General features: G+C 53.0%; 19 protein-coding genes. 8 read left to right on the top strand and 11 right to left on the bottom strand.

Features of this window, described 5'->3' with window-relative positions; all coding sequences use genetic code 11:
- Window positions 1–28 precede the first annotated feature (28 nt).
- Entirely contained in the window at window positions 29–1,147 is a 1,119-nt protein-coding gene (gene hisC / locus AC6RNO_RS33460; RefSeq protein ID WP_474686567.1) for a histidinol-phosphate transaminase, read from the top strand.
- Between the two features lie 141 nt (window positions 1,148–1,288).
- Complete coding sequence (locus AC6RNO_RS33455; protein WP_497108078.1) at window positions 1,289–2,239, top strand: alpha/beta fold hydrolase; 951 nt, start codon at window positions 1,289–1,291, stop codon at window positions 2,237–2,239.
- 64 nt (window positions 2,240–2,303) lie between these two features.
- Here the strand turns inward: AC6RNO_RS33455 and AC6RNO_RS33450 are convergent, their stop codons facing one another.
- Window positions 2,304–3,413, bottom strand: coding sequence for a LacI family DNA-binding transcriptional regulator (locus AC6RNO_RS33450; protein ID WP_474686563.1), 1,110 nt, complete (start codon window positions 3,411–3,413; stop codon window positions 2,304–2,306).
- 127 nt (window positions 3,414–3,540) lie between these two features.
- Here AC6RNO_RS33450 and AC6RNO_RS33445 point away from each other — a divergent pair, with 127 nt between their 5' ends.
- Both AC6RNO_RS33445 and AC6RNO_RS33440 read left to right on the top strand, forming a co-directional pair.
- Complete coding sequence (locus AC6RNO_RS33445; RefSeq protein ID WP_497108077.1) at window positions 3,541–4,749, top strand: AGE family epimerase/isomerase; 1,209 nt, start codon at window positions 3,541–3,543, stop codon at window positions 4,747–4,749.
- A 798-nt stretch (window positions 4,750–5,547) separates the two neighbouring features.
- A complete protein-coding gene (locus tag AC6RNO_RS33440; RefSeq protein ID WP_497108076.1) occupies window positions 5,548–6,255 on the top strand; it encodes a DNA/RNA non-specific endonuclease in 708 nt (235 codons plus the stop codon).
- Between the two features lie 126 nt (window positions 6,256–6,381).
- Here the strand turns inward: AC6RNO_RS33440 and AC6RNO_RS33435 are convergent, their stop codons facing one another.
- The 6 genes from AC6RNO_RS33435 to AC6RNO_RS33410 all read right to left on the bottom strand — a co-directional run bounded on the left by AC6RNO_RS33435 (window position 6,382) and on the right by AC6RNO_RS33410 (window position 14,034).
- Window positions 6,382–7,290: a glycoside hydrolase family 113 gene (locus AC6RNO_RS33435; protein ID WP_497108086.1), complete on the bottom strand. Its 909-nt coding sequence runs from the start codon at window positions 7,288–7,290 to the stop codon at window positions 6,382–6,384.
- A 62-nt stretch (window positions 7,291–7,352) separates the two neighbouring features.
- Window positions 7,353–8,192, bottom strand: coding sequence for a carbohydrate ABC transporter permease (locus tag AC6RNO_RS33430; protein ID WP_488436935.1), 840 nt, complete (start codon window positions 8,190–8,192; stop codon window positions 7,353–7,355).
- Between the two features lie 3 nt (window positions 8,193–8,195).
- A complete protein-coding gene (locus tag AC6RNO_RS33425; RefSeq protein ID WP_474686555.1) occupies window positions 8,196–9,074 on the bottom strand; it encodes a carbohydrate ABC transporter permease in 879 nt (292 codons plus the stop codon).
- 108 nt (window positions 9,075–9,182) lie between these two features.
- Window positions 9,183–10,505, bottom strand: coding sequence for an ABC transporter substrate-binding protein (locus tag AC6RNO_RS33420; RefSeq protein ID WP_474686553.1), 1,323 nt, complete (start codon window positions 10,503–10,505; stop codon window positions 9,183–9,185).
- A 143-nt stretch (window positions 10,506–10,648) separates the two neighbouring features.
- Window positions 10,649–12,154, bottom strand: a complete 1,506-nt coding sequence (locus AC6RNO_RS33415) for a response regulator (protein ID WP_497108075.1) — start codon at window positions 12,152–12,154, stop codon at window positions 10,649–10,651.
- Window positions 12,155–12,168: 14 nt separating this feature from the next.
- Window positions 12,169–14,034, bottom strand: coding sequence for a histidine kinase (locus tag AC6RNO_RS33410; RefSeq protein ID WP_497108074.1), 1,866 nt, complete (start codon window positions 14,032–14,034; stop codon window positions 12,169–12,171).
- A 187-nt stretch (window positions 14,035–14,221) separates the two neighbouring features.
- Between AC6RNO_RS33410 and mscL the strand changes: the two genes are divergently transcribed.
- The 3 genes from mscL (at window position 14,222) to AC6RNO_RS33395 (ending at window position 15,846) form a co-directional block, all read left to right on the top strand.
- Entirely contained in the window at window positions 14,222–14,689 is a 468-nt protein-coding gene (gene mscL / locus AC6RNO_RS33405; RefSeq protein ID WP_474686579.1) for a large conductance mechanosensitive channel protein MscL, read from the top strand.
- A 379-nt stretch (window positions 14,690–15,068) separates the two neighbouring features.
- Window positions 15,069–15,332, top strand: a complete 264-nt coding sequence (locus tag AC6RNO_RS33400) for a hypothetical protein (protein WP_474686547.1) — start codon at window positions 15,069–15,071, stop codon at window positions 15,330–15,332.
- Window positions 15,333–15,372: 40 nt separating this feature from the next.
- Complete coding sequence (locus AC6RNO_RS33395; protein WP_497108073.1) at window positions 15,373–15,846, top strand: YjcN family protein; 474 nt, start codon at window positions 15,373–15,375, stop codon at window positions 15,844–15,846.
- 40 nt (window positions 15,847–15,886) lie between these two features.
- On the opposite strand, the gene AC6RNO_RS33390 is transcribed toward AC6RNO_RS33395, so the two are convergent.
- The 4 genes from AC6RNO_RS33390 to AC6RNO_RS33375 form a co-directional block, all read right to left on the bottom strand.
- Window positions 15,887–16,090 carry a copper ion binding protein gene (locus AC6RNO_RS33390; protein ID WP_474686543.1) on the bottom strand — a complete coding sequence of 68 codons (204 nt, stop codon included), beginning with the start codon at window positions 16,088–16,090 and terminating at the stop codon, window positions 15,887–15,889.
- 28 nt (window positions 16,091–16,118) lie between these two features.
- Complete coding sequence (locus AC6RNO_RS33385) at window positions 16,119–16,451, bottom strand: metal-sensitive transcriptional regulator (RefSeq protein ID WP_474686541.1); 333 nt, start codon at window positions 16,449–16,451, stop codon at window positions 16,119–16,121.
- Window positions 16,452–16,593: 142 nt separating this feature from the next.
- A complete protein-coding gene (locus AC6RNO_RS33380) occupies window positions 16,594–19,017 on the bottom strand; it encodes a heavy metal translocating P-type ATPase (protein ID WP_497108072.1) in 2,424 nt (807 codons plus the stop codon).
- A 281-nt stretch (window positions 19,018–19,298) separates the two neighbouring features.
- Window positions 19,299–20,492 (bottom strand): MFS transporter, encoded by a 1,194-nt coding sequence (locus tag AC6RNO_RS33375; protein WP_497108071.1) that lies wholly within the window; start codon window positions 20,490–20,492, stop codon window positions 19,299–19,301.
- Window positions 20,493–20,692: 200 nt separating this feature from the next.
- On the opposite strand from AC6RNO_RS33375, the gene AC6RNO_RS33370 reads away from it, so the two are divergent.
- A complete protein-coding gene (locus tag AC6RNO_RS33370) occupies window positions 20,693–21,301 on the top strand; it encodes a transglutaminase-like domain-containing protein (protein ID WP_488436939.1) in 609 nt (202 codons plus the stop codon).
- Window positions 21,302–21,313 lie beyond the last annotated feature (12 nt).

Below are 21,313 nucleotides of genomic sequence, written 5' to 3'. Positions count from 1 at the left end.
AAAGTATTCTTTACTAAGGAGTGTTCCCATGTCCGAGTCTTTCCTTTCTCAACAAGTACAGCCTCGCAAAGCTTTGCAACGCATGAAACCTTATTCGCCCGGCAAGCCGATCTGGGAAGTGCAGCGGGAATTGGGCATTGAAAAGGTGATCAAGCTGGCATCCAACGAAAATCCGCTGGGCCCTTCGCCCAAGGCCGTGGAGGCGATCCAGGCGTGCCTCGCCGACATTCACCGGTACCCGGACGCGGATGCGGCGGATTTGCGCCAAGCGATCGCCGGCAAACTGAATGTAACGAGCGAGCAGGTCATTGTGACCAATGGCGGCGACGAGCTCATTACCTTGGTTTCCGAAACGTTCCTGGAGCCCGACGATGAGATCGTCATCCCTTCCCCTACTTTCAGCGAATACGAATTCGGCGCCGATCTGATGAATACCCGCGTCGTCTCCGTGCCTTTGCGTGAAAACTATCAATACGATGTTGACGATATCCTTGCCGCGGTGTCGGAGCGCACGAAAATCGTCTACATCTGCTCGCCCAACAATCCGACAGGCACATATATCGCTCAAAAAGATCTCAAGCGTCTGCTGGACGCCCTGCCTGAGCGCGTACTCACCGTGTTTGACGGGGCTTACAGCGATTTTGTCGATGCGGACGATTATACGGACGGCCTGGAGTTTGTAAGCAAAGGATACTCCCTCGTGATCCTGCGGACTTTTTCCAAAATATACGGACTTGCCGGCATTCGCGTCGGATACGGCATTGCCTCCCCCGCCATCATCCGCACGATTCGGCAGGTGAAGGAGCCGTTCAATGTGAACGCGCTCGCTCAAGCGGGTGCGATCGGGGCGGTTGCGGATCAGGCCCATCTGGAAGCAACGCGCGAAGCCAATGCGCGCGGCCGCGAGCAGTTGTACGACGGCTTGCAGCGGCTGGGCGTACATTTTACCCGCAGCATGAGCAATTTCGTCTGGGTTCAGCTTGGCCCCGAAGCGAAAACCATCTACGACAAGCTGATGGCGAGAGGCATCATCGTCCGCTACGGCGGCGCGTGGGGATTTTCGGAGCATGTCCGCATTTCCGTCGGCACTTCCGATGACAATGCCGCTCTTCTCGACAGCCTTGCTGCCGTGCTGAAAGAAGTGTAATCGACGATCTCGGCGAGCGGAAATCAAATAGTTAGCAGTTTGTTATGGATATCAAGATAAATTAGCACAACTATTGCATCAAAACTTCGGGTATGTTAGCATCAGGACAGATCATCTTTTATAGAAAGAAGGTATCTTCCCATGCCTTTGGTTGACATGCCCCTGGAGCAGTTAAAGACGTACCGGGGGACGAATCCCCGCCCTGCCGATTTTGACGCCTATTGGGAGAGGGCCATCGCGGAAATGAAAGCGGTCGATCCCCAGGTTGAGCTTGTAAAAAGCGAATTTCAGGTTCCTTTTGCCGAATGCTTCGATTTATATTTCACGGGTGTGCGCGGAGCCCGCATTCATGCCAAATATGCAAGACCCAAGCAAGCTGCGGGCCCCCATCCCTGCATTCTTCAGTTCCACGGATACTGGGGGGATGCCGGAGATTGGAGCGATAAGCTCGTGTATGCAGCGCTTGGCTATTCGATCGTCGCCATGGATGTCAGAGGGCAAGGAGGCCGTTCCGAAGACTCCGGCAGCGTGCGGGGAAACACCCTTTACGGCCACGTCATTCGCGGCCTGGAGGATCATCCCGACAACCTGTTCTTTCGCCAGGTATTTCTCGACTGCGCGCAAATAGCGGGAATCGCCATGTCCTTCCCGGAGGTCGACCCGCAGCGCGTCGGAGCGTTCGGCTACTCGCAAGGCGGGGCGCTGACGCTGGCCTGCGCCGCTCTGGAGCCGGGCATCAAACGGCTGGCGCCCGTGTACCCTTTCCTCAGCGATTACCAAAGATGCTGGGAAATGGATCTCGCGGTCGACGAGATCACCAAATACTTTCGCTCTTTCGATCCGGAGCATAAGCGGGAGGCCGAAATATTTACCAAGCTGGGCTATATCGATATCCAGCATTTGGCGAACCGCATTCAAGGCGAAGTTCAGCTGACCGTAGGCTTAATGGACCGGGTCTGCCCTCCGTCGACGCAATTCGCCGTTTATAACAAAATCAGGTCCGGCAAGTCGGTGAACGTTTTCCCGGACTTCGGACACGAGCAGCTTCCCGGCGTATCCGACAAGATCATCCAATTTCTGCTCGGACTATAGAAGAAAAAACCTTTCCTAGCCGTCGTACTTCGTACACCGTGCAGGAAAGGTTTTTTTCGTGAAGTTATATGCCCGAAATTCGGTTCTCGTGAGGCAGATCGTGGATGCGCGGGGAAACCGCCGATTTGCGGATCAGGACGTCACCGCGGATCAATATGGTTTCGGCGGGCAGCTCCCGGTTTGCGCTGCGCCAGAACAGCACGTCCGCGCCGCGTTTGCCGAGCGTCTCCTTGGTTACATTCACCGTCGTAAGCTCCGGCATGTTCGGGTAATCGGGATCGATGTTGTCGAATCCCGTGACGGACACCTCTTCCGGGACGGATACGCCGAGCGAGCGAAGCGCCGAGATCGCCGCGAACGCGATCCGGTCGTTAGCGCAGACCAACGCGGACGGCAGCGTGCTTTGTCCGAGGTGCGGCCGAAGCGCTTCGCGGATCTGCTCCTCCTGCAGCTGGCTTTCCAGTTCTTCGAGATGCAGCAGCTGTTGGAACGGCTCCGGCCGGTACGGAACCCCGGCCTCCTCAAGCGCTTCCCGGAAACCGTGCCAGCGTTCGCGGAAGCTTTTGGAAAACGTCGTATTGCCGACGAACTGCAGGCTGCGGTGATCGAGACCGAGCAAATACTGGACGATGCGATAGGCGCTTTCGCGGTTGTTGGCAAAAACCTGATCCGCGGAAATAAAAGGATCGTCATGATCCAGCAGCACGAGCGGCAAGCCGAGCCGGTGCACCTCAAGCAGCAAAGCGCGCGATATTTCACCGACGCCGATAACCCCCGCCAGACTTTGCGGGCGCAGGCTGCCGTTAAGCCCTTCCGCCGAATTGAGCGTCAGCGTCAGCATGTCCGCGCCGCGGTTTTCCAGCTCCTTGGAAATGCCGTCCAATATTTTGCCCCAATAGTTCGAATCTCTCGTCTGGTGGCGAATATTGGGCATAAGCACGAGCACAGTGCTCCGCCCTTCCTCGATCCCTTTGAATCCCCCTCTTCTCTCCTGATCCGCCTCAAGCGCGGCCGGCTTCTTCTGCGCCAAATAACCGAGCTGCCCCGCCATGACCAGCACTCTCTGACGTGTGGCCGCACTGACGCCGGACTTTCCGGAAAGCGCTTTGGAAACGACATATTTGGACACGCCGAGCCGGTCGGCTATATCTTGCATCGTAATTTTTTCCGACAAATTCGTTCACCCATTCTACACGGTCTGCAACTATTGCAAGTTGACTCCCTTTTATTTGTTAGCATAATATTATCATAACACAATAAATTGTGACTACTTATTTTCAAAAAGATTGGAGAACCGATCGATGACAACTTCTACCATGACAAAATCCGACCTAGCGGACAGCATGCGGAAAGAGGTGCAGAACCTGCTGGCTTTTTGGGCCGACAATACCGTAGATTCGGAAAACGGCGGCTTTTTCGGCGAGATCGACAACGACATGACGGTTCGGAACCGGGCGGCAAAAGGGCTTGTCCTCAACACCCGCATTCTTTGGACTTTTTCCAAGGCATACCGCCTTTTTCATACCGAACGTTATTTGCAGTTAGCACAGCGCGCTTACGATTACATAACAACCTATTTCTACGATGCGGCATATGGCGGCTATTATTGGACCGTCGATTACAAAGGGCGTCCGCTGGAGACCCGCAAGCATATTTACGGACAAGCGTTCACGCTGTACGCGTTATCGGAGTTCTACCTGGCCTCCGGCGCCAAGGACGCTCTGGAGCGTGCCCAAAAGCTTTATGCGGAATTGGAAGCCTACTGCTACGATAGCGCAAATAAGGGCTATTTTGAAGCTTTTTCGCAAAATTGGTCGCTTCAACGCGGCGAAGCGAAGCTCGACATCTACTCCAGCGGCGACGACAAATCGATGAACTCCCACCTGCATATCATGGAAGCTTATACGAACTTGCTGCGGGCGTGGGATTTCCCCCATCTGCGCGGCAAGCTGAAGGAACTGATCGAAGTGACCGTCGAACGGATCGTCGACCGTTCCAAGGGGGCATTTTCCCTCTTTTTTGATGAAAAATGGAACGCCGCCTGCGGCGAAATCTCCTATGGCCACGACATCGAGGGCAGCTGGCTGCTGGATGAAGCCGCCCATGCCACCGGAGATGACAAGCTTATCGCGACCGTCAGGGAGGTCGCTCTGGAGATGGCGGAGGCCGTGTACAGCCGCGGCCGCGATACGGACGGCGCCGTATGGAACGAGGCGGACGGCGAGGGCCGCATCATCGATGCGGACAAAGACTGGTGGCCGCAAGCGGAAGCCGTCGTCGGCTTCGCGAACGCCTTCGGCGCGTCCGGCGACGAGAAGTACTTGGCGGCAGCCGCAAAAACATGGGACTTCATCGAAGCCCATGTCATCGACCGCGCCAACGGGGAGTGGCACGGCAAGCTGTCCAGGGACGGCGTCCCCTATGCCGGCCAGCAGAAGGTGAACGCCTGGAAATGTCCTTACCATAACAGCCGGGCGTGTTTTGAAATCATCGAGAGATTTCAGGAGTGAGGGGCTGAGGAAGCGGAGTGCCGAGAAAATCTTGGCACTCCGTCATTTTTTGCCAGGGAGGCAGGTGGGGCTTGGACGAAGCAGCCAAGGCGGGCAGGCCGTCGGTGGGTTACACGCGCCGGGAGTGTTATGGGGCGTGACCGCGCTGGTTCCCTTTTGGTGGGCTACTGGATCTAACGCACCCGCCGCCGGTTTCGTCGCTAGTGCGCAAAAAAACTGCGAAAGTGCAGGAATTTTCTGTGGAAATGGTTCATTTTGACGAAAAGCCTGCGAATGTGCAGGATTTTTCAATGAAAATGAGTCTGAGCCCGTGTTCGCGGCGAAAAGCCTGCACAATTGCAGGAGTTTTTCCGTAGCCAGCGCATCCATCGAGCAAAAACTGTACTTTTGCAGGTTTTCTTCGCGCAACCAGGCAGTTTAGTTCGGCCGGCTCTGGCGTATGTGTTTCTGAGCAGCCTGGTAAGTGAAGGTTTTTCTGCAGGATGCGTTGCCAGTAAGTGCACCAGTTCCACCTTGGAATGTGATCGACCGACCGCCGTCATGCAGCGCAACACCGCGCACTGCGCGCGGTGTGAAAAGGAAGACAACTTTCATCCTCTATGGTGCCACGCAGCGCTTGTAAATATATTTTATTAACACTCACCAGCGACAAGAGGCCCGAGGGATTTTTTATTTTTGAATGTATGATTGAGATTTTTAACCCAATTTTTTCTAATATTTACATGGTAAAATACTATTTCTTGGAATTAAAAAATAGTATGATTAGGGAAAAATCATGGTAGTGAGGGGGCTTAAACAATGTTTACCCACGGACAGAGGAATCAAAAGGATTCCAGGGTTACATCTATATCTATGCCTAGAATCACCACGCCTACCCTCGGCACAGTTGCTCAACTTCAACGGCAATATGGCAATCGTGCTGTAGGTAAAATGCTTATGACGTCTTCCCCAATTATTCAACGTGAACTCGAAGTCCACCACTCTGCTCATACTGAAAACAATGGCCGGTCATCTCATGTTGAAGCAATCGTTTCTGGAAATACATTGGGTCCTGGCTCGAATGCGCCATCCGTCGATCCTGCTGGTTGGGATCTACTCAACGAAAGATTTGAAATGGGGGATCAGGTACGAGGGCATCTTTGGAATGGAAGATTGGGAGGACCTGGGGATAAGAGTTGGAATTTAACTCCACTTGAGAACTCATTCAATGTCAACGATATGGGGGCTGAGGAAGGAAAGGCTCAAACGGCATTAAACCATGTAAACACTGATCAAATGTATCTAGAAACAAACGTTGCGTATGGCTATAGTAATGACAATACGAATGCAGCGTATTATTATCCGTCAAATGTTACATTCAATTGGACGGCATACGAAGATGATAATGGTACAGTTCGGGATCAAGGAGCATTCAATTCAGAAACAGCTTTGCCAGATGAACAGGATCCTGATTATGATCCTGATGACCCTGACAACATAGGACTTGACGAAACAGAAGATGTCTAAAAACCTCCCCCACCTGCATATGCGAGTGGGGGATTCTTCTGTTTATACTGCTAAATCAGTCATTCCAAGGGTCGTAAGATTGCCGGGTTCGGCACCGCGCCGACCCCGACACCGGTGCCGAAAGCCCTACCGGCGGCGGTAGAAAGCTTCGATGGTCTCGCTCGCCGGCTTTTTGTACATGCAATAGTCGTCATTGCCTGCAGCTTCTCCCTCGCCGTACAGCGCGGCGGGCCAGTCCCACAGCATGAAGCCGTGGAACCACGGCTTGCTGCCGATCTTCTCGAACATGACGCGGTAGTACTCGTCCTGTTCTTGCAGGCTGACGGGGCCGGCGAGGCCCCAGTCGTTCGGCAGGTCGGCCGAACCTTGGCGGCTGGGGCAGCCGGCTTCCATGAAGAAGAACGGCTTGTCGTGCTTCGCGGCGAAAGCCTCCAGCGCGGCGACGCGCTCGTCCCAGGAGCCGATCGGGTAGTACCCGCTGGACGAAATGACATCGACGGCGTCCCACCAGGTCACGCGTTCTTCCTGGTACTTGTCGCAGTTGTAGGTGATGATGCCGCTGTAGACTTCCCTTACTTTGGCGATGAGCGCTCTCCACTCCTCCGCCCTGCGGTCCGTCTGCACCATCTCGCAGCCCACGCAAAACATTTCGCAGCCGGTGTCCTGCGCGATCCGCGCGTAATGCAAAATAAACTCGTTGTAGCTGACAAACCAGTCGCTCCACTTCGGCTCACAGGGCACGTCGTAGTCGAAAAAGTTGATGTGCGCCCGCCACACGCCGTTGGCGCAGTTCACGACAGGCTTCAGGCATACCTTCAGCCCTAAGCGATGCGCCTTTTCAATAGCCCATACCACTTCCTCATCGGTCACGGTAGGCTCGTTTTTATAATGAATGCTCGTCGCCTGAGGATTATCCTGAAGGGCGGAAAGTGCGATCGCCGTCCAGTTCACGCCAAGCTTGGCCATCTGTTCCAGCGAAAAGTCAGCGGTTTCGTTTGCCCATGTGCCGCGTGTCCCCACCCAGCCCCATGTCATTCCCTTGATGTAGTCCAAATCCCACACACCCAATCCGTATTTTTTATCTGTTTAAATGAACTTTATTCTTTCACCGATCCGCTGACGATGCCGGAGAAAATAAACCGCTGCAAAATCAAATAAATGATGATAGTCGGAATCATGATGATCAAAATCGCTGCGCAAATCAGCTCCCAGTGGGCGCTGTTCGGGCCCGCGAAGCGCATGAGCGATGTCGAGACGACGCCCAGCTTTTGCGAAGGCATATACAGCCACGGAATATACATGTCGTTGTAAATTTGAATCGTTTTGAGGATCACCGCGGTAGCCGTAGCCGGTCCCAGCAGCGGGAAAATGATCGTACGGTAAATACGGAACAGCGACGCCCCTTCCATCATCGCGCTTTCGTCCAGCGAATAAGGGATTTTGCTGATGAATTGCAGGTACAAGTAAATTTGCACGGCGTCGGTGCTGGCGTATAGCAGGATGGCCGCTCTTTTCGTATTAAACAGGTCCAGACCTTGAATGATGCTGAAAGTAGCCACTTGCGTCGTAATAAGCGGGATAAACGTAGCTACCAGGTAAGCGGCCAAAATCAAGCCTCTTCCTTTAAATTGAAACCGGCCCAGGGCGTAGGCGACCATCGTGCCCAAAATAATATTGATCGCAAGCGACGAAACGATAATAATTCCCGTGTTCATAAAGGCGCTGCCCAGTTTGCCGACCTCGATCACTTTGATGAAATTGGCGAAGTTGAAAAAGCTTTCCGGGAAGCTGAACGGGCTTGTTGCGGCATATTCTTTGCCGGTTTTAAAAGCGTTCACGACAATGACATAGGGCGGAACCAGCACGCAGAGCACCCCGATGACAAGCGTCAAATATTTCAACGCGTCCAGCAGAACGGCAGAGGGTTTCCGATTCATTGTTTATTCCTCCCCGCGCAAAATGAATTTACGTTGAACGGTAATGACGACGAAAACAATAATGAGCAGCACGATCGCCATGGCCGAGCCGAGCCCGAAATTATTGAATTTGAACGCAACATCGTTCACTTTGGTGACGAATGTATCGCTGCCTGCCGCCGCGCCGGTGATGACATAAGGAATATCGAACACTTCCAGCGCCCCCGATACGGTTAGCAGCATGTTGAGCTCGATGATTTTGCGGATGTTGGGCAGAGTGATGTAGAGCAGGCTTTGAAACGAATTGGCCCCGTCGATTTTGCCGGCCTCGTACAAGTCCCCGGGAATCGACTGCAAAACGCCCAAGTAAATGACCATGTTGAAACCCATATATTTCCACAATGAAATCGAGGCCAGCGAAACGTTGACGAGCGACATGTTGCCGAGCCAGCTTTGCTTGTAAGCGCCAAGACCGACCCATTCAAGCAGCGTATTCAGCGTGCCGTGATCGGAATTGAAGATAAACTGGAACATGTAGGCCGTCGCCACGCTGTTCAAAATGTAAGGCAGAAAGAGCAGCACTCTGAACACATTGCGGCCCTTCAGCTTCGTATTCAGGACGATGGCAAAATACAAGGCGATCATATTTTGAATAATGCCGCCGATAAAATAATAAAGGTTGTGGCTGAAAACGCCGAAAATTTCCTTATTCGAAAAAATTTCCTTGTAGTTGGCAAAGCCGACCCACTTGTAATTCAAGCTGAATCCGTCCCAGTCGGTAAAGCTTAATTGAATTAATCTCAATGCAGGGTAAAACGTAAATGTAGCAAGCAAAATGAGCGGAATCGTCAAAAACGATACCAAAATGACCCGGCGCTGCGCTTTATAGCTGAGGTTGATCATAGCAATCCCTTCTTTACCCGAATGATAGAAAGCCAAACCGGCAACAAAAATAGATCATCATGGAGCGCATGACAATCTATTTTTGTTATTTACCCGAAGCTAACCGAATTATTGTCCGACCGCTTTTCTTGCGTCGGCCCATTTTTTGTTAAGCTCGTCAAGACCGGCTTTGAAGTCTTTGCCCAGAATCAATTTTTGCACGTAAGCTCCGCCCATGAAGTCGATTTGCGCTTTGTTGGCGATGTTGCCGTAAGCGTCAGGATCCGGCTTGCCTTGCAGGGAGTTCGGTTTCAGAGCCATAAATTGCTGCAATTGAGGCAGTTTAGGCTGCTTCGACTTGTCGGGAGGGATCATGCCCGCAAAGTCGGCGTAATCGGATTCTTCCACCATGAATTTGACGAAAGCTTTGGCTGTTTCGATGTTTTTGCTGTTTTTCGCTACGCCATACATGTAGTCGGGACCCATGTTAGCGTTGTATTTGCCGCTGTTATCGTACGGCAGCGGGAAGAAGCCGATATCTTCGGATTTGGCGCCGTTCTCGATAATTTGCGGCACGACCCAGTTGCCAAGGAAATACATCGCCGTTTTGCCGCTGGCTACGTCCTTCTTGGACGATTCCCAATCGGTGGACATCAAATCTTTTTCGGTGTAGCCTTTGTCAACGAAAGTTTTCAGGATCGTCAGCGATTTTTCATACGGCGTTCCCGGACCGAAAGGAGCGTCCGTCTTGGTCATGGAGCCGCGGAATTCAGGGTCGCCGGAAATTTCAAAGGCGATGACGTCCCATTCGCTTAGAGGCCATTTGTCTTTGAAGTTCGTCGCCAGCGGCGTAATGCCCGCAGCTTTCAGCTTTTCGGCGTCGGCGTACAACTCGTCCAGCGTTTTCGGAACGTCGGTGATGCCCGCTTTGGCGAAAGCCTGCTTGTTGTAAGCGACACCGTTCGTGTTCACGCCGCTCGGAAGTCCGTACGTATTGCCGCCCGACGCTTTAATATCCGAGAAGTACACTTTGTCGTTGAGGCCAAGGTCGTTGAGCGACGCATAATAATCGCCCAGTTTGCCGTTGGGAACGCCGTCGGGAATCATGTTCACGTCGCCAAGCTCGCCGGTGGACAATCTGACTTTCATCGTCGGGCCGTAGTCTTTGATCGCTTCGACTTCAACCGCTTCCACTTTCGGATATTTCTTTTTAAAAGCCGCCTCCCACTCTTTGAACTTGGTGTCCACCAAATCCGTGCGGTGGGTGACCACTGTAATTTTGCCTTTGATATTATCGGTTGCGCCGCCTGCGCCAGGAGCTGCGGTTGCCGCCGCATTGCCGGTTGCCGCAGGAGAAGTCGAAGCCGCGCCGTCTCCCTGGGATTTGCCGCATGCCGCCGCCACGGATACGGTCAATACTAACGCCATTCCGGTTGTGAGCCACTTTTTCAATTTGAATACCCCCTTGAAATAATGAAATTCTCATTTGTTATCGCTTTCATGTTAATTATATTTCTGAGCAGGGCAGATTGATATGTAGTTTTTTTGTTTTTATTGTATTATTTTTGCGTATTTCAGAAATTTTATGCTAACAATTAGCTAACAACATCCCGGTACTCTTTGGGCGTCAGGCCGACGACTTTTTTGAACTGTTTGTTGAAATAAGCCGGATCGCGGTAGCCGACGAGCTCGCCGATCTGGTACGTTTTCAAATGAATCTGATCTTTCAGCAGTTCTTTCGCTTTGTTCATCCGCACGGAAATGATGTACTCGATGATCGTCGTCCCCGTCTCCTGGCTGAACAATTTGCTCAAATAGCTCGGAGTCAAAAACACCCGCTTCGCCAAACTGTTCAAATCCAGCGCCTCCGCGTACTCCTGCTCGATAATTTTTTTGATTTGAAAAACGGTCATGCTTCCCTGACTGCTTCTTTCGTTCATCAACGAGTTCAGCCCGCTCAGCAGCCGCAGCTCGATTAACGCTTTTGCCTCGTTGTAGGTAAAGCATTTTTTCAGCTCCATCCCCCAGTCTATGGAAAGCTCCGGCTGAGTCGCGGTTTCCCGGCGTTTGCCGGCTTCTTTGTTCAGCGCATAAAACAGCGTCTCCACAAGCTCGATCAAGTGGTGCATGCGAATTTTGATGTTGGCAATTTCCCGCAGCATGTCCCGCAAATGGATTTCGACGCTGGGCAGATCGAAAATTTCCATACTCTCCAGCACTCTTTTCCGGTACGACTCCACCTTGTGCAGATTGCCGAACGCGACCTGCTCCGCCCGGGTGACCGTGGACCGGCCTGTACCGTAAAAATTGTACTCCGTAGCTTCCAGCGCTTCCCGGTAGCTTTCGGCCCATTCGCTCCAGTGCGCGCACAGCCTGCCGATGCCGACCGAAGCGGAAAAAGCCCGCTCCTTCGTTAATATGCTGCCGAGCTGGGCTTCCCATGCTTCAATTGCATGATCCGCATCCTCGAATGCGGCGATCAAAGCCGTGGTGCGGTCATCCATCGTCACGATTTCATATTTGGCGGCGAGCTCCGGCTGAAAGCCGCTGCGAAAAGCCGTTTTCGGCGGGGCGGAATCTGTCACAACCGCGGCAACGGCAAATGCCGGCATATGAACAAGCTCCGGATACGAGTCCTTGAGCGTGAGCGCAGCCGCCTGCTTGTCTCCCGTTCCGAGCAGCGCCTGCCGCAAAAGCGTATCGTCTTTGCCGGAAAGCATGGCCGGTTTCGCCTGAATGCTTTGGTGCAGCCCCGCCAGCAGCTCGTACAGCTCCTGCTTGTCTACGGGCTTCAGCAAATAAGCGGACACCCCGGACGAGATGGCCGAACGGGCATACTCAAATTCGCCGAACCCGCTCAAAATGACGCATTTGATGTCCTGGTCCCTTTGCTTGATCAATTTGGCGAGCTCCAGCCCCGTCATGCCCGGCATTTTGATGTCGGTGATAACTACATCCGGCTTATTGGTTTCCAGGGCGGCCAGGCAATCCGAAGCGCCGGTGTACAAGCCGGCAATTTCGTAATGAGGCGACGCTTTTTCGATCAGCTTGGACAAGCCGAGCCTGATTTTTTCCTCGTCATCCACGATCATGATTTTCATGCCGGTCCCTCCCTTCAGATCTGTATGTTATAGGGCAGCGAAATAACGACGGTCGTCCCCTCTCCCGGCCGACTGAACAGTTCCAGGCCGTACGAGGCGCCGTAATGCAGCTTGATCCGCTCGTCCACGTTCAACAGGCCGATCCCTCTGGCCGGAGACGGGGACGGAGACGGAGACGGTGGCGGTAGTGGAGACGGAGTCAGTAGCGGTAGCGGAGACTGGGGCGCAGCTTCATGCAAGAAGCCTTGCTTCAGCTTCTCGTTCAGACGCCGCAGCTTGTCGGCCTCGATGCCGCTGCCGTTATCCTCAATTCGCAAGGTCAGCAGGTGGCCCGCGATTTCATAAGAAACATGAATGTCGATCGGCTCGTCATCCTCGGTCTGCCCGTGGACAATGGCGTTCTCCACAATCGGCTGAAAAAGCAGCGGAATGACGGGATAATACCGAATCGCCTGGAAATCGTCCAAAGCGAGACGGAACTTGTCGCGGTACCTGTAATTGATCATTTGAATATAGGTTTGCAGGTGCTCGAACTCCTGGTGCAGCGCGACCGTTCCTTTCATCGGGTTGATGCTGTACCGGAACAGCTTGCCCAGCGCGGCGATCATTTCAGCGGCTTCCTCATCGTCATTGATTTCCGCCGTCATCCGGATCGTCTCAAGCGTATTGTACAAAAAATGCGGATTGATCTGGTTTTGCAGCGCCGCCAGTTCCGCTTCCTTTTTGCGGCCCTCGATCACGTACACTTGTCCGATGAGCTCTTTGATCCGCGCAAGCATGCTGTTAAAATGCAGCCCGAGCCGCCCCGCCTCGTCCCTGCTCTGCACCTGGAAGCTGACGTCCAGATCGCCGTTCTCGGCTTTTTTCATTAACCGCATTAACCGTTTCATCGGCTTTGTAAGCGCATAAGAGATCAAAATCGAAATAAACAGAGCGAACGCCATAATGATGCAGGTGACCAGCAGCGTTATGTTTTGCGTATACACGGCATCTTTCGTAATTTCGGCAAGCGGGATGCGGATGATCGTTTTCCAGCCGGTTTTCAGCGATTGCGAATAAATGCATAAATATTTAATGCCATCAATTTCTTTTATAAAATCGCCCGATGTGCCGACAGCCAGATTCACGACCGGATCGTCTTTGATTTTTTCCGTAATCCGCTTTTGCTCGGTATCGTAAATGACGCTGTTGTCCGCATCGATAATAAGCACCTTGCCGTGCGCGGCGTTTTCCAAATCGCTGACGACATTTTGAATGACGCTGATGCTGGCGTCGACGGCGATCGTTCCGATCGATTCCTGGGTATAAAAATCGCGGATTTCCCGGAGCACCGTGAAAGCAAATTTGCCGGTCTGCCAGTTCGCCAACTGCTGCGTGCTCAAAAACACGGATTTACCCCCGGCGCTCTGGGCCAGCCGCCGCCACTCGCCGGATCGTTCGTCCAGGTCCGTCCTGACGCCGCCGGTCATAATGTTGTAGTATTTGTTATTATCGTTATCGAAAATGTATATGGAATTCGTGCCGCGCTTGATGTTGTTCATAATGCGGATGTAATTTTCCATCTCGACCTGCTTCTGGGTCAGCGTTTCCGTCTTGTCCTCCAGCAGCTGCTGGAAGGAGGTCAAATAGAGCGGAATTTGCGAGATTTGCTCCATATCCCCGATATAATCGTCCAGCCGCTTCGTAATATTGTCCGTTAATTGCGACGCGTAGAGGCTCGTATTTTTTTTGATCGACGTGGAATAGTTCTGATAGGAAATATACCCCGTCAGTGTAATCGGCAAAATAATGAGGAATACGAAGACGACAATCAGCTTCTTCTCCATCGACAAATTCGACAGCAGCAGCGTCTCCTTCCATCGCAAGCGGCGAGCAGACATAAGGCCTCTCTCCTGTTCCATTCAAGCTGGGAGTCAGCAGTTTCGCCCGCCGGACCCCTGAGTGTAGTATTACATTCATTATAGACAGATATGGCCGGTAAATGAAAATACCCGCCGCAATTGTGCTTTGAAGGCCGTCCAAGTTTGTGCTACAATGCATTCAACACCAGTGATACGGAGGTTTATGATGCTAAAGGAATTTAAAGATTTTGCTTTTAAAGGTAATATGGTCGATTTGGCGGTCGGGGTCATTATCGGGGGCGCTTTCGGCAAAGTTATCACTTCAATCGTGAACGACTTGATCATGCCGCCGATCGGACTGCTGCTGGGCAAGGTGAAGTTCAACGATTTGTTCATCCCTCTCGACGGCAAACATTACGCTACGCTGGCGGACGCCGCGGCAAAAAGCGCGCCTACCTTTAACTACGGGCAATTTATTTCTACTTTTCTTGATTTTCTGATTGTCGCTTTTGTCATTTTCATGGTCGTGAAGCAGCTGAGCAAATTCCGCAAAAAAGAAGAACCGAAGGAAAAAGCGCCGGCTACCAAACAGTGCCCGCACTGCTTGTCCGACATTCCGGCCCAAGCGTCGCGCTGCAAATATTGCACGTCGGAACTCGCATCCGGGGGCTCTGTTTCCGGAAGCATTCAATAGGCGGACGCCGCGGCTGGCGCAGCACGGGCGGGTGGCGAGCCCGGATGCGGGAAGCCCGCTAGGGCTAAGGGGCACGCGGGGGACCGGGAAACCCGCGCAGAGCTAGCATCCTGCTGGGGCAAGGAAACCTGCACAGAGCTAGCAACCTGCGGGGACCGGGAAACCCGTACAGAGCTTAGCAACCTCCAGGGGCCGAGAAACCCGTACAGAACTTAGCAACCTCCAGGGGCCGAGAAACCCGTACAGAACTTAGCAACCTCCAGGGGCCGAGAAACCCGTACAGAACTTAGCAACCTCCAGGGGCCGGGAAACCCTACAGAGCTTAGTAGCCTCCAGGGCCGAGAAACCCGAAAAGCCTGCAAAAGTGCAGGCTTTTTCGGTGAAAGTGACCCATTTTGGGGAAAAGCCTGCAATTGTGCAGGAATTCCCGGTGAAAATGGATCTAAGGCCGTGCGCGAGCCGAAAAACCTGCATTTTTGCAGGAATTTTTCGTTTCAAGCTTGCCAGTGGGCAAAAAGATGCACTTTTGCAGGCTTTCTCCATGTTACCCGTTAAATGCGGCGGATCGGTTCATTACAACAAACACAAAAGCACGCACCGCATGAGGACAAGCCCTCTGGCGATTCGTGCTTTTTTCGATTAGGGACTCGGCAGCGGCGGAACTGCGAGCGTTCCAGTCACGGATGACCGCCAAATGCGCACCGCGGCAGAACGGCTATCGTCCCCCGCTGCCGTCGGCACCGCTTGGCGCTAATTACCGCCGACACGCAGCGAAACGCCGCGCATTGCGCGAAGAATGGGAACTGCGCACTGAAAGCTGCGCGCGGTGCGAAGATTTGGAGGTCAACATGCTAAATACCATGGTTAAGGTTCTTTATAAAACCATTCTCGCTGCCGGTATACTTTTTCTTATCGTGTATATCCTTTTATATTTTTTCGTATATTCCAGGTCGCCGAAACAAGCTATACAGAAAAAACTTGGCGGCACAGCGGTACAATATACGGTAAACAACGATGGCTATGTGGATAAAGATGGAAGTCGGCGTTTTGTTTTACATGAATGGGACGGTAAATTTACAGACAGCTTGCCTCATATTTTTTACTTGAAACAAACTAGTGCGGGCTGGCTCGTTGTCAACTATGGGAACGCTCCTTAGTTCGGTATTACGGCAATAAAGAGCGCGCCGGTTTTATTGCTCATTGAACTACGTCGTATCCTTGTTCTTCGATCGCTTCCTTAATTGCCGCAAGCGTCAGCTTGCTGTCGTCATACTGTACGGCGACTTCTTTGCTGGCAAGGTTCACTTTGCCTTCGGCGCCGATCTCTTTCATCGCTTTTTCTATCGAGTTCACGCAGTGGTTGCAGGACATTCCTTCTACTTTCAATGTAACGTTAGACATAGTTATCGCTCCTTCGCGCAAATGTTTTTTATTTCATTAAAGTATTCATCGTCTTGAGCAGCTCATCCACAACGTCCATGTCGCCTTCTTGAATTCTTTCGACGACACAGCTTTTGAGGTGTCCTGCGAGCAGCAGCTTGCCTACTCCGTTCAACGCCGACTGAATCGCCGCGATTTGGTGCAGCACATCATCGCAATAGGTATCTTTTTCGATAAGCCCCTTTACGCCGCGCACCTGGCCTTCGATCCGGTTCAACCGTTTGATCAGATCGGATTTCAGTTTGTCGGAGTGATGGCTCTTGCGGGCCTGATCGTCGTGGCAGCTGCTTGCTCCGTTGTTTTGTTCCAGCTCCGTTTCCATAGAAGGCACCTCCCTCCCGGGTATTCTCTTTATCATACCCCCATACGGTATATTGTCAAGCGCCAATGGGCCGGGGCGGGGGACCTTATTGTCAAACGCCAAGGCCGGGACCGGGGGCGTTTTTGTCAAGCTTCGAGGGCCGTTACAGTTTCACCCGCTGCAGCCGGAGGGCGTTGAGCACGACGGAAACGGAGCTTAGCGCCATGGCCGCGCCGGCCACCCAAGGGGCGAGCAGGCCGATTGCGGCAATCGGGATGCCGAGCGTGTTGTAGCCAAGCGCCCAGAACAGATTTTGCTTGATGTTGCCCATTGTGCGGCGGCTCATTTCAATCGCATCGGGGATGCTGTTCAAATCCCCCCGCATAAGCGTAACGTCGGCGGCTTCCATCGCCACATCGGTGCCCGTGCCGATCGCCATGCCGATATCGGCCATCGCGAGTGCAGGCGCATCGTTGATGCCGTCGCCGACCATCGCCACGCGGAGTCCTTGCGCCTGGAGCTTTTTCACTTCCTCGGCCTTGCCTTCGGGAAGCACTTCGGCCAGCACGCGCTCAATGCCGACCTGCCCCGCAATCGCCTCCGCGGTGCGCTGGTTGTCACCGGTGATCATGATGACTTGTATGCCCAGCCCCTTCAAGCGGGATACGGCTTCTTTGGACGTCTCTTTAATCGTGTCGGCCACCGCCACCATTCCGGCGTAAACGCCGTCCACGGCTGCCAGCATGGCGGTTTTGCCCGCCTGCTCAAGCTGCGTCATGACGGGAAGCGCGGCGGCTGCGTCGATGTTATGCCGGGCCATCAGCTTCCGCGTGCCGATCATCACCTCCCTTCCGTCAACGGTTGCCCGGATGCCAAAACCGGGAATCGCCTCGAATTCCGAGGCATCGGGCAGATCAACGCCCTTGCCGCGAATCCCCTGGACGATTGCTTCGGCCAGAGGGTGCTCCGAGCTTTTTTCGGCTGCGCCTACCAACCGGAGAAATTCGGACTCTTCCAGTTTCGTAAGAACGTCGGTCAATTCGGGCTTACCTTTGGTCACCGTGCCTGTTTTATCCAAAATCACGGCATCGATGCGGTGGGTCGACTCCAGGTGCTCGCCGCCTTTGAACAAAATACCGAGCTCGGCCGCCCGGCCGGAACCGGCCATAATGGACGTCGGCGTTGCCAGTCCGAGCGCACAAGGGCACGCAATGACGAGAATGGCTATCGCTTTTTCCAGCGCTCCGGCAAAATCGCCCGGGACGATCCACAGGTACCAAACCGCAAACGCGATGACGGCTATGGCTACGACGATAGGAACGAACACGCCGGAGATGACGTCGGCAATCCGCTGAATCGGAGCTTTGGAGCCCTGCGCCTCTTCGACGACTTTGATGATCTGGGCGAGAGCCGTGTCTCTGCCGACTTTGGCCGCGCGCACTTTCAGCATGCCGTTTTTGTTGATCGTTGCACCGATGACGGTATCGCCCGCCCGTTTGCCGACAGGCATGCTTTCACCGGTCAGCATCGATTCGTCCACCGATGAGGAGCCCTCCAGCACGACTCCGTCGACCGGAACTTTTTCGCCCGGCTTGACGATGACGGCATCGCCCACGATGACTTCCTCAACCGGAATGCTCAGTTCTTTTCCGTCGCGAATGACCAGCGCCGTTTTGGCCTGCAGGCCCATCAGCGTTTTGATCGCTTCGGACGTGCGTCCTTTGGCGAGGGCTTCGAACAATTTGCCCAAAATAACAAGTGTGATCAGCACCGCGCTCGTTTCAAAATACATCTCCGGCGCATGCCGGTGTGCATCCGTGCTCAACGCCCATTCGAGAGTTAGATACAAGCTGTAAAAGTAAGCGGCGGAGGTGCCGAGGGAAACGAGCACGTCCATGTTGGCGCTTTTGTTGCGCAGCGCTTTGTACGCGGCCACATAAAACTGTCTGCCGATGTAAAATTGAACCGGCGTCGCGAGCGCAAGCTGCGCCCACGGATTCATCAAAATGTCCGGCAGCCAGATCCAGGACGTGAACGAGAAGTGGCTGACCATCGCCCACAGCAGCGGAAAAGAGAGCACGGCGGAAATCCACAGCTTGCGCTTCTGCTTCCTGATCTCGGCCGCGCGATGCTCGCCGGCCTCCTCTTTGGCCTGCTTGAGGATCGCCTCGTAGCCGAGCTTGGCTACCCTCTGCTGCATGTCGGCCGGAGATACCTCCGCAGGGCTGTACTCCACGCGCGCCGTCTCCATGGCGAAGTTGACTGCGGCTTTCGACACGCCGGGCATTTTGTTCAGCGCCTTCTCGATCTTCGCGGCGCAGGCCGCGCAAGTCATGCCGGTAATGTCGAAGTCTACCGCCTCCTTGACGACCCCATAGCCCAGCTTGGCGATCGTCTGCTCCATGCCGGCGGCGTCCACCTTGCCGGGATCGAACGTCACCGCCGCCTTCTCCATCGCAAAATTCACGTTAGCCTCGCTGACTCCGTCTATTCGTTGAAGCCCTTTTTCAATCCGGTTGGCGCATGCCGCGCAGGTCATGCCTGTTATCTGAAAAGATGCCTGTTTCAACTCCGCATTGGCGTCCATCGTTTCGCACCTCATTTGCAATATTGTTCTTCGTGTATTTATAGTATACCCCCCATAGGTATATTGTCAACACTAAAAATCATCCCGCATTGAAAATGGGCGTTGGCCCGACGCTTGGGCTAGCGGCAGCAGGCTGGGGCAATCACAGCTTTCGTAACCAACTCGGCTAACCTGGCCGCAGCTTCTTTAAGCTCAATGGGGCGGCGGCTAACCGGTGCGCAAAAAAGCCACTACTGGACACAGCGGCTGCCGTGCTTAGTAATGGCTTGTTTATCTTTATTTTATTCGAGAGCAGGTGCGGGCTCTTTGACGGACGACTGTTTGCGGTGAAAGAGGCCGTAATAGAAAATCGCGGCGCAAACGACGACCAGGCCTGTAAAGAAATACATCGCATGGTATCCGGAGCTTGCGGCTATTGTGCCGAGCACGGAAGAACCGATGCCGTAGCCGGAGTCGAACAGCAGGAAGTACGTGCCGGTTGCCAGTCCCCGCCGGTGCGCCGGGGCAGATTGGATGGCGATCGTCTGGAAGCTTGGCAGCAATGCTCCGAACCCGAGCCCGAGCATCCCCGCCGCGCCCAAAAAGGCGAGCGGCCCATTCGCCACGCTCAGCACAATCATGCCAACCGCGAACAGAGCTACGCCGGGGTATACGAGAATATGCGGGCCCGAACGGTCAAACAGCCTGCCTGTAAACGGCCTGGAAATAACGATCATCAGGGCAAAAACCATGAAAAAATAGCTGGCATAAACGCCAAGGCCGATATCTTTCGCATAAACCGAGAGAAACGTTGTAATGGCCCCATAGGAAAAAGCCAGTACACTGCCCGTCAACGAGATCGGCAGGGCGCGCGGCTCGATGAACTTTTTCCAGCCCGTTGCGAGTCCCGCCCTTCCCGCTATGGCCGGAGCAGGGATGCGAAGGCTAATGCCGCACAACAAGGACAAAGCGACGAACAAGATGCATACGCCAAACAAAATCGCATTGTTATGCGTCTGCATAATCGTCAGCCCCAGGAAAGGTCCCACGACCATAGCGAGGCTCATAAACAGGCTGAAATAGCCGACTCCCTCTCCTTTGCGGTGTTCCGGGACAAGATCGACCGCCACTGCGCTGGTAGCCGTCGCCGCCATACCGAAGCCGATGCCGTGCAAAAACCGCAAGCCCAGCAAAAGTTTGTACTCGGAAATAAACGGATAGATGACCGTACAGCCGGCAAATATAGCCAGCGAAACGATCACAAGCTTACGCCTGTCCCATTCATCCAGCCATTTGCCCGTCAGCGACCGGCAGATGACCGCGGAAACAATAAATACCGTCATCACCAGCCCGATTTCCTTTTGCCCTTTGTGCAGCGTATCGGTGACTATGATCGGGAGCGTAACGGCCAGTATGTAAAACGTCATAAACAAAAAAAAGCTGCTGAAACACACAGCAACAAAATCGCGATTCCATAGTTTCGGCTGACCTTCCATTTTGCGATTCTCCTCTGCCAACTAATTGCTATAGCAATTATATTAGAGACGGGCTCTTTTCGTCAACAAAAAACTACAAGAAAATATAGTTATACAGATACACAGAACTATATATCTGTTGAATAAATTTCCATCATCATGCATAATAATACAATCTAGCAAATGAACAACTATACTTTCAGCAGGAAGGCAGATACGAGATGAATTTGATATTCGAATCGAACGATTTGGAAGACTTTTTGGCCGAAACCGAGGAAGTTGATTACAGCCATCCTTCCATTAAAGAAAAAGCATCCGAGCTTTATTCACAAGCGTTAAACGAAGATGATTTTGTGAAAAAGGCTTATGAATTTGTCCGGGATGAAATATTTCATTCATGGGACATTCAAAGTTCGCGAATCACGTGTAAAGCATCAGAAGCGCTTTATTTTAAAGAAGGTATCTGTTACGCCAAGTCAAATTTGCTAGGTGCTATTTTAAGGAGTAAAAAGATTCCTGCCGGGTTTTGTTATCAGCGGCTTACCATTGGCGATACGCCGGATACGGGGTACTGCCTCCATGCGCTTAATGCCGTTTTCCTTCATTCCAGAAAGAAATGGGTCCGCTTGGATGCACGGGGGAACAAAATTGGCGTACATGCCGAATTCTCCCCGGACTATGAACAACTTGCTTTTCCAATCAGGGAAGCGTACAACGAAATCGATTATCCGACTATTTATAAATCGCCAAACCCGAAAACAATATCCGTGCTAAAGCAAAACACAGATTGTATAAATATGTATCTCAACGGCTTGCCAAGCGAGCTTTAACCCATAAAAAGA

It is taken from the genome of Paenibacillus sp. sgz302190, from assembly GCF_059820445.1.
This window is presented reverse-complemented; position numbering and strand designations above follow the sequence as displayed.